Genomic DNA, 12,490 nt, shown 5'->3' with positions numbered 1-12,490 from the left:
GGATGTCACCACCCGTCACCCCACCGAAGGCGAGCGCCATGCCCCACGAGTCACTCACCGAACCGCTCTACTCCATCGCGGCCACCGCCCAGGGCGGCAGGGCCGGCCACGTCACGAGCGAGGACGGAGTCGTCCACCTCAAGCTGGGCAAGCCCGGCAGCAAGGCGAACCCCAAGGCCAACCCCGAGACGCTCTTTGCCTCCGGCTTCGCCGCCTGTTTCGGCAACGCCCTCAACTCGGTGGCCACGGCGATGGGTCTGGACACCTCGGACTCGACGGTCACCGCCACCGTGACGCTCGGGAAGACCGACACGGGTGTGGGTCTCGCGGTCGCCCTCGTCGCGGACGTGCCGGGCCTCGACCGCGGCACCGCCCAGCAGCTCGTCGACGCCGCCCACGAGCGCTGCCCCTACTCCAAGGCCACCCGCGGCAACATCGACGTCACGGTCGCCCTCGCCTGAGTGCGGTCAGACCAGCCGCGACAGCAGGCCGGTGTCGACGTCGTACATGAAGCCGCCCACGGCGACCTGGTCGCCGATGAGGGGGTGCGACCGGACGGCGCGCACGTCGGCGAGCAGCGCTTCCCGCTGGTCGTCGATGACGTGGAACCCCTGCCACGAGGCGTCCTGACCGGCCGAGGCACCGACGCGCTCGCGCAGCTCGGCCTCGGTGTTGCTCGCCATCGCGCACCTGGTGTGGGGGACGATGAGGATGCGCTCGACCCCGAGCAGGTGCACGCCGAGGACCAGCGCCTCGAGGGCGTTGGCCGTGATGCGCCCACCGGGGTTGCGGAAGATCTTGGCGTCGCCCGGGGACAGGCCGAGCATCCGCAGCGGGTCGATGCGCGAGTCCATGCAGGTGACCACGGCGACGCCGCGGTGCGCGATGCCGTCGAAGCCGCCGAGCGTGAAGCGGGCGGCGAACGCCTCGTTCGCGGCGAGGAGGTCGTCGAACCCTTGGGGGGCAGGAGTTTCGTTCACAGGAGTCCCGGTCGCTTGGGGATGGACATGGCCATCGGCTTGATGGTGGACGCGAAGAAGTCGTTGCCCTTGTCGTCGACGACGATGAAGGCGGGGAAGTCCTCGACCTCGATCTTCCAGACGGCCTCCATGCCGAGCTCGGGGTACTCCAGCACCTCGACCGACTTGATGCAGTCCTGGGCGAGCCGGGCGGCCGGACCGCCGATCGAACCGAGGTAGAAGCCCCCGTGCGTGTCGCACGCATCGGTGACCTGCTTGGAGCGGTTGCCCTTGGCCAGCATCACCATCGAGCCACCGGCGGCCTGGAACTGGTCGACGTAGGAGTCCATCCGACCGGCTGTCGTCGGGCCGAACGAGCCGCTCGCATAGCCCTCCGGCGTCTTCGCCGGGCCGGCGTAGTAGACGGCGTGGTCCTTGAGGTACTGAGGCATGCCGTCGCCGGCGTCGAGCCGCTCCTTGATCTTGGCGTGCGCGATGTCGCGGGCTACGACCAACGGACCGGAGAGCGAAAGTCGTGTCTTGACAGGGTATTTCGTGAGCTCCTCGCGGATCTCGTCCATCGGCCGGTTGAGGTCGATGCGCACGACGTCGTCGCCCTCGTCCTCGAGGTGCTCCTCGGTCGTCTCGGGCAGGAACCGCGCGGGGTCGCGCTCCAGGACCTCGATGAAGACACCGTCGGGGGTGATCTTGCCCAGCGCCTGGCGGTCGGCCGAGCAGGAGACGGCGATGGCGATGGGGAGCGACGCGCCGTGGCGCGGGAGCCGGACGACCCGGACGTCGTGGCAGAAGTACTTGCCGCCGAACTGGGCGCCGATGCCGAAGTTGCGGGTCAGCTCGAGGACCTGCTCCTCGAGCTCGGTGTCGCGGAACCCGTGCGCCGCGATGGACCCCTCCCTGGGCAGCTCGTCGAGGTACTTGGCCGATGCGTACTTGGCTGTCTTGAGGGCGAACTCGGCACTCGTGCCGCCGATGACGATGGCCAGGTGGTACGGCGGGCACGCGGAGGTGCCGAGGCTGCGCAGCTTCTCGTCGAGGAAGGCGAGCATGCGCTCGGGGTTCAGGACCGCCTTGGTCTCCTGGTAGAGGAACGACTTGTTGGCGCTGCCACCGCCCTTGGCCATGAACAGGAACTTGTATGCCGTCTCGTGCCCCTCGGCGGTGTCGGCGTAGAGCTCGATCTGGGCGGGGAGGTTGGAGCCGGTGTTCTTCTCCTCCCACGTGGTGATGGGCGCCATCTGCGAGTAGCGGAGGTTGAGGCGGGTGTAGGCGTCGTAGACCCCGCCGGCGATGGCGCGCTCGTCGGTGCCGGCCGTGAGCACGTGCTGGCCGCGCTTGCCCATCACGATCGCCGTGCCGGTGTCCTGGCACATGGGCAGGACACCGCCGGCGGCGATGTTGGCGTTCTTGAGGAGGTCCAGCGCCACGAACTTGTCGTTGTTGCTCGCGTCCGGGTCGTCGATGATGCGACGCAGCTGGGCCAGGTGCGCGGGGCGCAGGTAGTGCGCGATGTCGTGCATGGCCGTCTCGGTGAGCGTCCGCAGCGCCTCGGGCTCGACCTGCAGGAACGTGCGTCCGCCTGGTCCCTCGACGGTGGAGACGCCTTCTGTGGTGACCAGGCGGTACTCGGTCTCGTCCGGGCCGATCGGCAACAGGTCCGCGTAGTCGAAGTCGTTCTCGGGCATGGTTGGGGGTGTTCTCCTTGGTCTACAGCTCGTCGAGGGCGGGGGCGTAGGCCCCGGCCTTCCCGACCGTGACCCCGCTGGTGGCTGTGCCACGGGCGACGGCCGGTCGGACGTCCTCCAGTGTCGCGCTGCGGAGGCGCTCGCGCGCACCCGGGTCGCCCAGCAGGCCGGAGGCGAGCAGGCCGGAGATGAGCCCGGCCATGAAGGAGTCGCCGGCCCCGACGGTGTCGACGACCCGTTCGGCTGCGGTTGCGGCGCTGCCCTCCTCTCCGGTCCCCGTCACGCGGAAGACGACGCCGTGCTCGCCGCGCGTGACGACGCAGAGCGAGGCGCCGAGCTCGCCCCAGTGGGCCATCACCTCGGAGGGTGACTGCCCGGCATACAGCAGCTCGAGGTCGTCCTCGCTGGCCTTGACCACGTCGGCGAGGGCGATGATGCCCTCGACCTGCTCGCGCACGTCGTCGAGGTCGCCCATGATCCCCGGGCGGATGTTGGGGTCGTAGGAGACGGTGCCCAGCTCACGCATGGTGCGCAGGCCCTCGAGCACGCTGGTGGCACCGGGCGCCAGGACGGCCCCGATCGAACCGGTGTGCAGGTGGCCAGTACCGTCCGCGGGCTGGATGGGCGGGAGGTTCCAGTGCAGGTCGAACACGTAGGTGGCGGCACCCGACGCGTCGAGCCGAGCCACGGCCGTGGACGTGGGGTCGTCCCCGCGGCTCGTGGAGAGCACGGTCACGCCGTGGCGGACCAGGTGCCCGGCGATGCGCTCCCCGCGCGGGTCGTGGCCCAGCGACGTGGCGAGGTCGACGGGGTGGTCGAGCCGGGCCAGGCCTACCGCGACGTTGGCAGGGCTGCCTCCGACGTGTTCCACCAACTCGCCGTCCGGGTCGATCACGATGTCGATGAGGGCCTCGCCCACCACGAGGACGCGGGGGCGGGTCACGACGAGGCCCCGCGCGCGTGGTCGAAGTCGATGGACGAGTAGGCGCGCAGCTTGGCGAGCTGGTGGTGGCTCTCGATGAGCCGGATGGTTCCGGACTTGGAGCGCATCACCAGGGAGTGGGTCGTCACCCCGCCCGCGCGGTAGCGAACCCCCTTGAGCAGCTCGCCGTCGGTGATGCCGGTGGCCACGAAGAAGCAGTTCTCGCCGGTGACCAGGTCGTCGGTCGACAGCACCCGGTCGAGGTCGTGCCCCGCGTCGACGGCGCGCTGGCGCTCGTCGTCGTCCTGCGGCCACAGCCGGCCCTGGATGACGCCGCCGAGGCACTTGATCGCACAGGCCGTGATGATCCCCTCGGGCGTCCCGCCGATGCCGAGGAGGAGGTCGATGCCGGTGTCGTCGCGGGCCGCCATGATCGCGCCGGCCACGTCGCCGTCGGAGATGAAGCGCAGCCGTGCCCCGGCGTCGCGCACGTCCGCGGCGAGCTGCTGGTGGCGGGGGCGGTCGAGCATGACCACCGTGACGTCTTCGACGGTCTCCTTCTTGGCCTTGGCGATCCGCTTGATGTTCTCGGCGACCGGGAGGCGGATGTCGACGACGTCGGCGGCCTCCGGACCGGTGACGAGCTTGTCCATGTAGAAGACGGCGCTGGGGTCGTACATCGAGCCGCGCTCCGACACGGCGAGCACCGAGACGGCGTTGGACTGGCCCTTGGCCGTGAGCGTCGTGCCGTCGATCGGGTCGACGGCGACGTCGCACTCGGGACCGACGCCGTCGCCGACCTCCTCGCCGTTGTAGAGCATGGGGGCGTCGTCCTTCTCGCCCTCGCCGATGACCACGACACCCTTCATCGACACCGTGCTGATGAGCGCGCGCATGGCCTCGACGGCGGCACCGTCGGCGCCGTTCTTGTCGCCGCGGCCGACCCAGCGGCCACCGGCCATGGCGGCTGCCTCGGTCACCCGCACCAGCTCGAGGGCGAGGTTGCGGTCAGGTGCCTCGACACCCACGCGCAGGGACGAGGGGAGGTGCTGCTCGGACATGCATCGATCCTTCACACGGCGACGGGTGAGCGCGTGCAGCCTATCGGTGGCAGGGGCGGTTGGCGCCGAGCGGTGCGCGTCATGGACGATGGGGGTGTGAGCGCGCCCGCACCCCGTAGTTCCTATGCCAACGGCTCCGCGGCCAACATGGTCCGGTCCCTGGTGGTCATCGGCGTGATCGTGGCGGCGCTCATCGCCATCGTGCCCCGGGTCAACAGCGTGTCGCAGCCTCCGGTCGACGTCGCTGGAGCCTCCGTCGAGGTCGCCAGGGAGAGCGGCTGGCCGATCGACCGGCCCGAGGCGCTGCCCGACGGCTGGAAGGCGACCAGCGTGCGCTACGTGCGTTCCACGGACGGCCTGATGACCTGGCACGCGGGCTACCAGTCGCCGACGGGCAACTACATCGCGATCGAGCAGACCAAGGACGCGAGCGACGAGTGGGTCTCCGCCCAGACCAACCGGGCCACCAGGACCGGTGAGGTGCAGGCCGCCGGCAAGACGTGGGGCACCTACGTGCGCAGCGGCAAGCTGCAGAACAGCCTGGTCCACCGGGCGCAGACCCCCACCGAGCTCACCACGATCGTCACGGGTACCGGCACGTTCGAAGAGCTCACGGCCTTCGCCGAGACGCTGCGGCCGGTCGCGACCGGCTGACGCCGCGCCCCCGACGGGTCAGCCGGACCGGCCGGGCTGCTCGGCGTCGTCCTGCGTGAGGGCGGCTTCCGCTCCGTCGAGCCAGGTGCTGCAGTGCGCTGCCAGTGCCTCACCGCGCTGCCACAGGCGCATGCTCTCCTCGAGCCCGAGCTGTCCACCCTCGAGCTGGGCGACCACGTCGATGAGCTCGTCGCGCGCCTGCTCGTAGGACAGCTCCGCCACGTCGTCGAAGGCGCTGTCCGTCTCGAGGGCACTGTCCGTCTCGACGGCACCGTCGCTCCCGACGGTGCTGTCGCTCTCGACGGCGGCCGCCGTCGCCTTGTCTGCTCCCTTGGCCATGGTGAAGGAGCCTAACCGGAGGAGTCCGGGAGCCCGACGACGCTCGCCGCGAAGTCACCACGGGCCACCCGAACCCGCAGCACTTCGTTGACCGTCACGTCGGCCTGGTCCATGACCACGCGTCCGTCGCGGTGCTGCACCACGGCATACCCGCGCTCGAGGGTGGACAACGGCGACAGGGTCCGCACCTGGGCTCGGAGGTGGGCGATCTGGTCGGTGGCGCGGTGCACGGACGCGAGCACGCGGCGGTGCGCGCGGTCGGTGAGTGCGTCCAGCTCCTGGCGGCGGGCGTCGATCATCGCGGCGGGACGTGCCATCACGGGGCGGGAGCGCAGCGCGATGAGGTGCCTGCGCTCGCTGGCGATTCGCGCGTGCAGTGCGCGTCGTCCGCGGTCGCGGGAGTGGCGTACGCCATGGCGTTCGGCCTGCGCATCGGGGACCACCCGCTTGCCCGCGTCGGTCGGTGTCGAGGCGCGCCAGTCCGCGACGTGGTCGAGCAGAGGGGTGTCGACGTCGTGGCCGATCGCCGAGACCACCGGCGTGCGGGCCGCGGCGACGGCGCGGACCAGTGCCTCGTTGCTGAACGGCAGGAGGTCCTCGACCGACCCGCCGCCGCGGGCGATGACGATGACGTCCACCTCGGGGTCGGCATCGAGCTCCTGCAGCGCTGCCATCACCTCCTGCACGGCTGTGCCACCCTGGACGGCGACCTCCCGGATCGCGAACCGGACCGTCGGCCAGCGCCGGCGCGCGTTCTCGACGACGTCCTTCTCGGCGGCACCAGCCCGGCCGCAGATGAGGCCGACGGTGCGTGGCAGGAACGGCAACGGTCGTTTGCGGTTGGCGTCGAACAGTCCCTCCGAGGCGAGGGTTCGCTTGAGGTGCTCGACGCGCGCGAGGAGCTCGCCCACCCCCACGGGCCGGATCTGGCGGGCGTCGAGCATGAGCGAGCCGCGCTGGGTCCAGAACACCGGCTTGGCCTGGAGCACGACACGGGCGCCCTGGGTCAGCGGGGTCGGCATCGCGTCGAGGGCGTTGACCTGGATCGCGACCGACAGCGACATGTCGACGTCGGGGTCGCGCAGGGTGAGGTAGGCGGTGCGCTGGCCCGGTCGGCGGGTGAGCTGGACGACCTGGCCCTCGACCCAGAGGACCGACATCTTCTCGACGTACACGGCGATGCGCATGCTCAGCAGGCGCACCGGCCACGGCGACTCGGCCGAGGTGTCTGCGGCCTTCTCGGGCAGCGCCGGTCGCTGTTCTGGGCCGCTCACGCGGCTCACTCTAGGACGTGGCCACCGACAGTCCTTCGGGTATGCCGCGTGGTGACCACGCGGCATACCCTCACCGGCGATTGGGGTGCCGTGCGGAGGCAACCTACGATGGACCCATGACTGACGCCACGGAACGACCCACCAAGCGCGTGCTGCTCGCGGCCCCGCGGGGGTACTGCGCCGGCGTCGACCGGGCCGTCGTGACCGTGGAGAAGGCCCTCGAGCTGTACGGCCCGCCCGTGTACGTGCGCAAGGAGATCGTGCACAACAAGCACGTGGTCACGACACTGGAGAAGCGCGGCGCGATCTTCGTGGAGGAGACCGACGAGGTGCCCGAGGGCGCCACGGTCATCTTCTCGGCGCACGGCGTCGCCCCCGTGGTCCACGAGGAGGCCAAGGCCCTCAACCTCAAGACCATCGACGCGACCTGCCCGTTGGTGACCAAGGTGCACCGCGAGGCGGTGCGGTTCGCCAGCGACGACTTCGACATCCTGCTCATCGGCCACGAGGGGCACGAGGAGGTGGTCGGCACCTCGGGTGAGGCGCCCGAGCACATCACGCTCGTCGACGGGCCCGATGACGTGGCCAACGTGACCGTCCGCGACCCCGACAAGGTCGTCTGGCTGTCGCAGACCACCCTGTCGGTCGACGAGACCATGGAGACGGTGCGCCGGCTGCGGGAGCGCTTCCCCTCGCTGCAGGACCCGCCCAGCGACGACATCTGCTACGCCACCCAGAACCGCCAGCTCGCCGTCAAGCAGATGGCTCCCGACTGCGACCTGATGATCGTCGTGGGCTCCCGCAACTCCTCGAACTCCGTGCGCCTCGTCGAGGTCGCCCTGGAGCACGGCTCCAAGGCGGGGCACCTCGTGGACTACGCCGACGAGATCGACGAGACGTGGCTCGAGGGCGTGGCCACCGTGGGTGTCACGTCCGGCGCCTCGGTCCCCGAGCTGCTCGTCCGTGACGTGCTGACCTACCTGGCGGAGCGCGGCTACGCCGACGTCGCGCCGGTGGTCGCAGCCGAGGAGAGCCTGCTGTTCTCGCTGCCCAACGAGATCCGGCGCGACCTCAAGGCCCGCGGCCTGAGCGACAAGATGCGCCACGACGCGGCGTTCGAAGAGGCCGGCTCGCTCCACTGATGCCGAGCTGACCAAGGGCTTGGTCGCGTCCGAGGTGGCGCACGAGGAACGACCGGGCAGCGAGAGGTCGGTCACGACGCGCGCTGTCCAGCACGATGGTGACCACGAGATGGACCCGGCGCGGGTACCGTCTGAGCCATGATCGGCCTGACGAGTGCGCGAACGCGGCTGACGCAGCGGCTCGTCGCCCGGGCCACGGGTGGCGGGCCCGTCGACCTGACGAGCCTGGAGGCCGTCCCACGCCGGCTCCTGCGACCGTTGCGACGGTCCGGGTTGGACCCCGTCCACCGCATCGGCTCCTCGGCGCCGGACCCCGTGCACCGGCTGGCGCACATGTTCGGCATGAACATCTGGCTCGTGTCGGGCCAGGAAGAGGTCAAGGCCGTGCTGGCCGACCAGAGGCGGTTCAGCAACGACATCCGTCCCTATGTCGGCGCGGCAGGGGCGAGCGTCGGTGGGCTCGGGTTCAGCGACCCACCCGAGCACACCCGGTTGCGGACCCTGCTCACCCCGGAGTTCACCATGCGCCGGATCAACCGGCTGACGCCTCGCATCGAGGCGATCGTCGACGAGCAGCTCGACCAGATGGAGGCCGGCGGCCCGGTCGTCGACCTCGTCGAGCGGTTCGCGTTCCCGATCCCGTTCCTCGTCATCTGTGAGCTGCTCGGGCTGCCGGCCGAGGACCGCGCGCGGTTCATGACCCTCAGCCACGCCAGGTTCGACGTGACGGCCGGCGGCGCGGGCGCCTTCGGTGCCATCTCGCAGAGCCAGCTGTTCCTCCTCGATGCCACCCGCAAGCAGCGGGCCGACCCGGGCGACGGTCTGCTGGGCCGGATCCTCGCCGCAGTGGGCGACGAGGTCGGCGACGAGGAGGTTGCCGGTCTGGCCGACGGTGTCTTCACGGGCGGCTACGAGACGACGGCCAGCATGCTGGCGCTCGGCTCACTGGTCCTGCTGCAGGACCGAAAGCACTTCGAGCTGGTCCGCGACGAAGACAGTGCGATCGACCGGGTGGTGGAGGAGATGCTGCGCTACCTCAGCGTCGTCCAGATCGCCTTCCCCCGGTTCGCCAAGGAGGACCTCGACCTCTTCGGCAAGCGGATCCACAAGGGTGACGTCGTGATCGCCGCCCTCAGCCGGGCGGACCGGGACCACCGGGTCGGGCCTGACCTCGGCACCTTCGACCCGAACCGGCCACCGTCGCCCCACGTGGCGTTCGGCTACGGCTTCCACCGCTGCGTCGGCGCCGAGCTGGCTCGCCTGGAGCTGCGGATCGCGTTCCCCAGGCTGCTTCGCCGGTTCCCGGAATTGGCTCTGGCGGTGAAGCCGGAGACCCTGGCGTTCCGCGACAAGTCGATCGTCTATGCGGTGGACTCCCTGCCGGTCCACCTCGGTGCGGCGTCGAGGTCGTCGAAGGCGAGCTGAGGACGCTCCGCGTCGGCGGTGGCGGCCTCGATGAGCTCCATCGCCGTGAGGACCCGGGGCCCGGCCTCGAGCGCCTGGGGGCTGGGCAGCGGCTGCTCGACGATCCCTGCCTCGTGCATCCTGCGTGCCGAGACGAGGACGCGCGACTCCAGCGCCCCGACCATCTGGTTGTAGGCCTCGACGGACCTCTGCAGCGCGGTGCCCATCTTCATGGTGTGGCTTCCCAGGGTGCCCAGCCGGTCGTAGAGGTCGCGGCCCAGGGTCATCACCTCCCGCGCGTGGGCCGTGAGGGCGTACTGCTGCCAGGTGAAGGCGACGGTGCGCAGCAGGGCGAGCAACGACCCCGGGCCGACCAGCACGACCCGTCGGGCCATGGCGTCCTCGTGCAGCGCCGGGTCGGCCGACAGGGCGGCGGCGAGCATCGCGTCGCTGGGCACGAAGCAGACGACCATCTCGGGCGAGTTCTCGAAGGCGGTCCAGTAGTCCTTGGCGGCCAGGGCCGTGACGTGCGACTTCAGGGACGCCGCGTGGGCTCGCAGGAAGGTCGCGCGCTCAGTCGCCGACAGGTCCTCCGCCTGGGCCGACAGGAACGCGCCCATCGGCGCCTTGGAGTCGATGACGAGGTACTTGTCCCCGGGCAGCCGCACCACCACGTCGGGGCGCACCTGACGCTGGTGCCGGCTCACGCGGCACACCTGCTCGTCGAAGTCGCACCTCGCGAGCAGCCCCGCGTGCTCGAGGACCCGGCGCAGCTGCACCTCTCCCCATGCACCGCGGACCGTCGAGGAGTTGAGCGAACCGGCCAGTGACTGCGTCTGGCGGCCGAGGGCGGTGGTGGACTCGCGCACGGCGGCGATCGTGGTCTCGAGGGCGGCGAACTGGCTGGTGCGGTCGCGCTCCAGGGTGCCGACCTGCTGCTCGACCCGGGCCAGGGCGTCGCGCAGGGGGAGCAGTGCCGCTGCTGTCTGCGCGTCGTCGGAGAGGGCCGCCTCGAGGTCGACCACGCGCTCGCGCAGCAGGTCGGACTCGGTGCGCGCCGACGCGAGGGCGGCGGCGCCGGAGGTGCGCGCGACCCACCACCCGGCCGCCGCGCCGACGACCAGGCCGAGGATGAGGATGCCCAAGAGTTCCATGCGCCGACCTTCCCACCTGGCGCCGACAGCCGTGTCTAGGCTGGCCGGGTGCCCACCCCACACCTGACGGACGGAGACGACCTCAGCCTGCGTGTCATCGAGGACGACGGTGGCCTTGGTGACCACGCCTTCGCGGTCGTGTGGGAGGGCGAGCAGGTGGGGCGCATCGAGGTGATCGAGGACGGGTCCGGTGACGCCGACCTGATCTGGGCGGTCGTCGCGGAGTACCGCGAGGTGGGCATCATCGAACGCGCCCTGCGCCTCACCGTCGCTTGGACCTTCGAAGCCCTCGATGTGCAGCGCATCGAGGCGCGGGTCGACTATGCCGACCGAGCAGGCGTGCGCGCTGCGCTTCGGGCCGGTCTGCGCAAGGAGGGGGTCGCGCGCGGTGCACTCTCCGGCCCGGGCGACCGCCGCGACACCATGGTCCTGGCCCGGCTGCGCACGGACGCCGCACCCGACAGTCGCGACGGCTTCATCGCGCTGCTCAACTCCTCACTCCCGACCAAGCGCGCCATCGCCCAGGGGGTGCTCCGGGACTCCGAGGGCCGGGTCCTGCTGTGCGAGCTGACCTACAAGGCCGAGTGGGACCTGCCGGGCGGTGTGGTCGACCCGTCCGAGTCGCCCGCCCACTGCGTGGTGCGCGAGGTCAAGGAGGAGCTCGCCATCGACGTGGAGGTCAAGGGACTGCTCGCGGTCAACTGGCTGCCGCCGTGGCGCGGCTGGACCGACGCGACGGTCTTCGTCTTCGACCTCGGGGTCGCACCTGACGACCTCATCGCCCGCACCACGTTGGAACGCCGGGAGATTCGTTCGCTGCACTTCGCGGGCGAAGAGGAGTGGGAGGAACGTGTCGCGCCCTACAACCAGCGCCTGCTCGCCTTCCTCGCCGTCCATGCGGGCCCCACGGCATACCTCGAGGACGGACTCCCGGCCCTGTGAGGTGAGGTCGACCACGTATGCCGCGCGGCAGCCGCCGCTGCGTATGCCGCGCGGCAGCCGCCGCTGCGGCGGCCCGGGGGAGTCCTGGGAGGGCCGTCTCCGTGGCATCGCCGCAGGTCAGAGGGCTCTTCGATGTGCATTGAGGGACTGTGCCCGATAGCCTCACAAGGTCATCGGGCCGGGGAAACCGTCGAACACGGAGTGCACCATGACTGACTCGAGCATGCCGCCGCTGACCGCGGACGACCTGGCCGCAGAGGGCGCCACCGCCCTGCCCGACAAGGAGGTCATCAGCCTCCTGGACCTGAACGCCGACCTCGACATCGGCCTCGACGCCGCGGCCCCCATCGACCTGGCGGTCGCCGCCAACGCCAACGTGGCGGCGCCGATCGACGCCGCGGTGGGCGCGAACGTCCTCTCCGTGGGCTCCGAGGCCCAGGCGCTCGCCGACCAGGGTGTCGTCATCGACCAGGGCATCACCGGCGAGGCCGTGGCCGACGCTGGTCAGGACTCGACCATCGACCAGGCGGCACCGGACGCCGCAGCGGCTGACGCGCCCGTCGACGCGACCACGCCGGCGAGCGGAGCCACGGACGCGGCGGCTCCTGTCACCAGCGACGGTGCGCTCGACGGCGACCTGCTCAACGTCGACGTCGACCTCGCCGCCGACCTCGACCTCGCTGCCCCGATCGCCGGGGCCGTGGCCGCCAACGCCAACGTGGCTGCGCCCATCGACGCCGCCGTCGCCGCCAACATCGGGTCGATCGACTCCGACGCCGCGGCGCTCGCCCAGCAGGACGCGATCATCGTGCAGCACATCGACGCCGACGCGAACGCGACGACCGACCAGTCGTCGGACATCTCCCAGTAGTCGGCGCGGAGTCTTCCTGACGTGACACCTTTCGAGGGCCGAGGGGCCCCCGCTGCACCGGCACC

The 12,490-nt window shown here is 70.9% G+C and carries 13 protein-coding genes; 6 read left to right on the top strand and 7 right to left on the bottom strand.

Annotated elements, in window-relative coordinates; all coding sequences use genetic code 11:
• Positions 1 to 38: 38 nt before the first annotated feature.
• Positions 39 to 461 (top strand): Ohr family peroxiredoxin, encoded by a 423-nt coding sequence (locus AC1DS4_RS07280; RefSeq protein ID WP_477613482.1) that lies wholly within the window; start codon positions 39 to 41, stop codon positions 459 to 461.
• A 6-nt stretch (positions 462 to 467) separates the two neighbouring features.
• Here AC1DS4_RS07280 and AC1DS4_RS07275 read toward each other — a convergent pair whose 3' ends face one another.
• Genes AC1DS4_RS07275 through glpX form a run of 4 tightly spaced genes read right to left on the bottom strand, consistent with a single transcriptional unit; the run spans position 468 to position 4,645 of the window.
• Positions 468 to 980: a beta-class carbonic anhydrase gene (locus tag AC1DS4_RS07275; protein WP_477613481.1), complete on the bottom strand. Its 513-nt coding sequence runs from the start codon at positions 978 to 980 to the stop codon at positions 468 to 470.
• Positions 977 to 2,662: a fumarate hydratase gene (locus AC1DS4_RS07270; RefSeq protein WP_477624103.1), complete on the bottom strand. Its 1,686-nt coding sequence runs from the start codon at positions 2,660 to 2,662 to the stop codon at positions 977 to 979. Before AC1DS4_RS07270 ends, AC1DS4_RS07275 begins: the two co-directional genes overlap by 4 nt.
• 22 nt (positions 2,663 to 2,684) lie before the next feature.
• The gene (locus AC1DS4_RS07265; protein WP_477624104.1) at positions 2,685 to 3,605 is read right to left on the bottom strand and encodes a carbohydrate kinase family protein; all 921 of its coding nucleotides are present in this window, start codon (positions 3,603 to 3,605) and stop codon (positions 2,685 to 2,687) included.
• Complete coding sequence (glpX, locus tag AC1DS4_RS07260) at positions 3,602 to 4,645, bottom strand: class II fructose-bisphosphatase (RefSeq protein WP_477613478.1); 1,044 nt, start codon at positions 4,643 to 4,645, stop codon at positions 3,602 to 3,604. The genes AC1DS4_RS07265 and glpX overlap by 4 nt, the downstream gene beginning before the upstream one ends.
• Positions 4,646 to 4,741: 96 nt before the next feature.
• On the opposite strand from glpX, the gene AC1DS4_RS07255 reads away from it, so the two are divergent.
• Positions 4,742 to 5,299: a DUF4245 domain-containing protein gene (locus AC1DS4_RS07255; RefSeq protein ID WP_477624105.1), complete on the top strand. Its 558-nt coding sequence runs from the start codon at positions 4,742 to 4,744 to the stop codon at positions 5,297 to 5,299.
• Positions 5,300 to 5,317: 18 nt separating this feature from the next.
• Here the strand turns inward: AC1DS4_RS07255 and AC1DS4_RS07250 are convergent, their stop codons facing one another.
• On the bottom strand, positions 5,318 to 5,638 hold the full coding sequence (locus AC1DS4_RS07250; RefSeq protein WP_477624106.1) for an exodeoxyribonuclease VII small subunit: 321 nt from the start codon (positions 5,636 to 5,638) through the stop codon (positions 5,318 to 5,320).
• A gap of 11 nt (positions 5,639 to 5,649) precedes the next feature.
• Positions 5,650 to 6,912 carry an exodeoxyribonuclease VII large subunit gene (gene xseA, locus AC1DS4_RS07245; protein ID WP_477624107.1) on the bottom strand — a complete coding sequence of 421 codons (1,263 nt, stop codon included), beginning with the start codon at positions 6,910 to 6,912 and terminating at the stop codon, positions 5,650 to 5,652.
• A gap of 116 nt (positions 6,913 to 7,028) precedes the next feature.
• On the opposite strand from xseA, the gene AC1DS4_RS07240 reads away from it, so the two are divergent.
• Both AC1DS4_RS07240 and AC1DS4_RS07235 read left to right on the top strand, forming a co-directional pair.
• Positions 7,029 to 8,054 (top strand): 4-hydroxy-3-methylbut-2-enyl diphosphate reductase, encoded by a 1,026-nt coding sequence (locus AC1DS4_RS07240; protein ID WP_477613474.1) that lies wholly within the window; start codon positions 7,029 to 7,031, stop codon positions 8,052 to 8,054.
• A 138-nt stretch (positions 8,055 to 8,192) separates the two neighbouring features.
• On the top strand, positions 8,193 to 9,479 hold the full coding sequence (locus AC1DS4_RS07235) for a cytochrome P450 (protein WP_477624108.1): 1,287 nt from the start codon (positions 8,193 to 8,195) through the stop codon (positions 9,477 to 9,479).
• Here AC1DS4_RS07235 and AC1DS4_RS07230 read toward each other — a convergent pair.
• Entirely contained in the window at positions 9,416 to 10,612 is a 1,197-nt protein-coding gene (locus AC1DS4_RS07230) for a DNA recombination protein RmuC (protein WP_477632342.1), read from the bottom strand. The genes AC1DS4_RS07235 and AC1DS4_RS07230 overlap by 64 nt on opposite strands.
• A 48-nt stretch (positions 10,613 to 10,660) precedes the next feature.
• Between AC1DS4_RS07230 and AC1DS4_RS07225 the strand changes: the two genes are divergently transcribed.
• Complete coding sequence (locus tag AC1DS4_RS07225) at positions 10,661 to 11,554, top strand: NUDIX hydrolase (protein ID WP_477632343.1); 894 nt, start codon at positions 10,661 to 10,663, stop codon at positions 11,552 to 11,554.
• Between the two features lie 208 nt (positions 11,555 to 11,762).
• Positions 11,763 to 12,425, top strand: a complete 663-nt coding sequence (locus AC1DS4_RS07220) for a peptidoglycan-binding protein (protein WP_477624111.1) — start codon at positions 11,763 to 11,765, stop codon at positions 12,423 to 12,425.
• Positions 12,426 to 12,490: the final 65 nt, after the last annotated feature.

The organism is Pedococcus sp. P3_C7, assembly GCF_056402615.1.
Note: the sequence above shows the minus strand (reverse complement) of the source record. Positions and strands in the feature narration are given on the sequence as shown.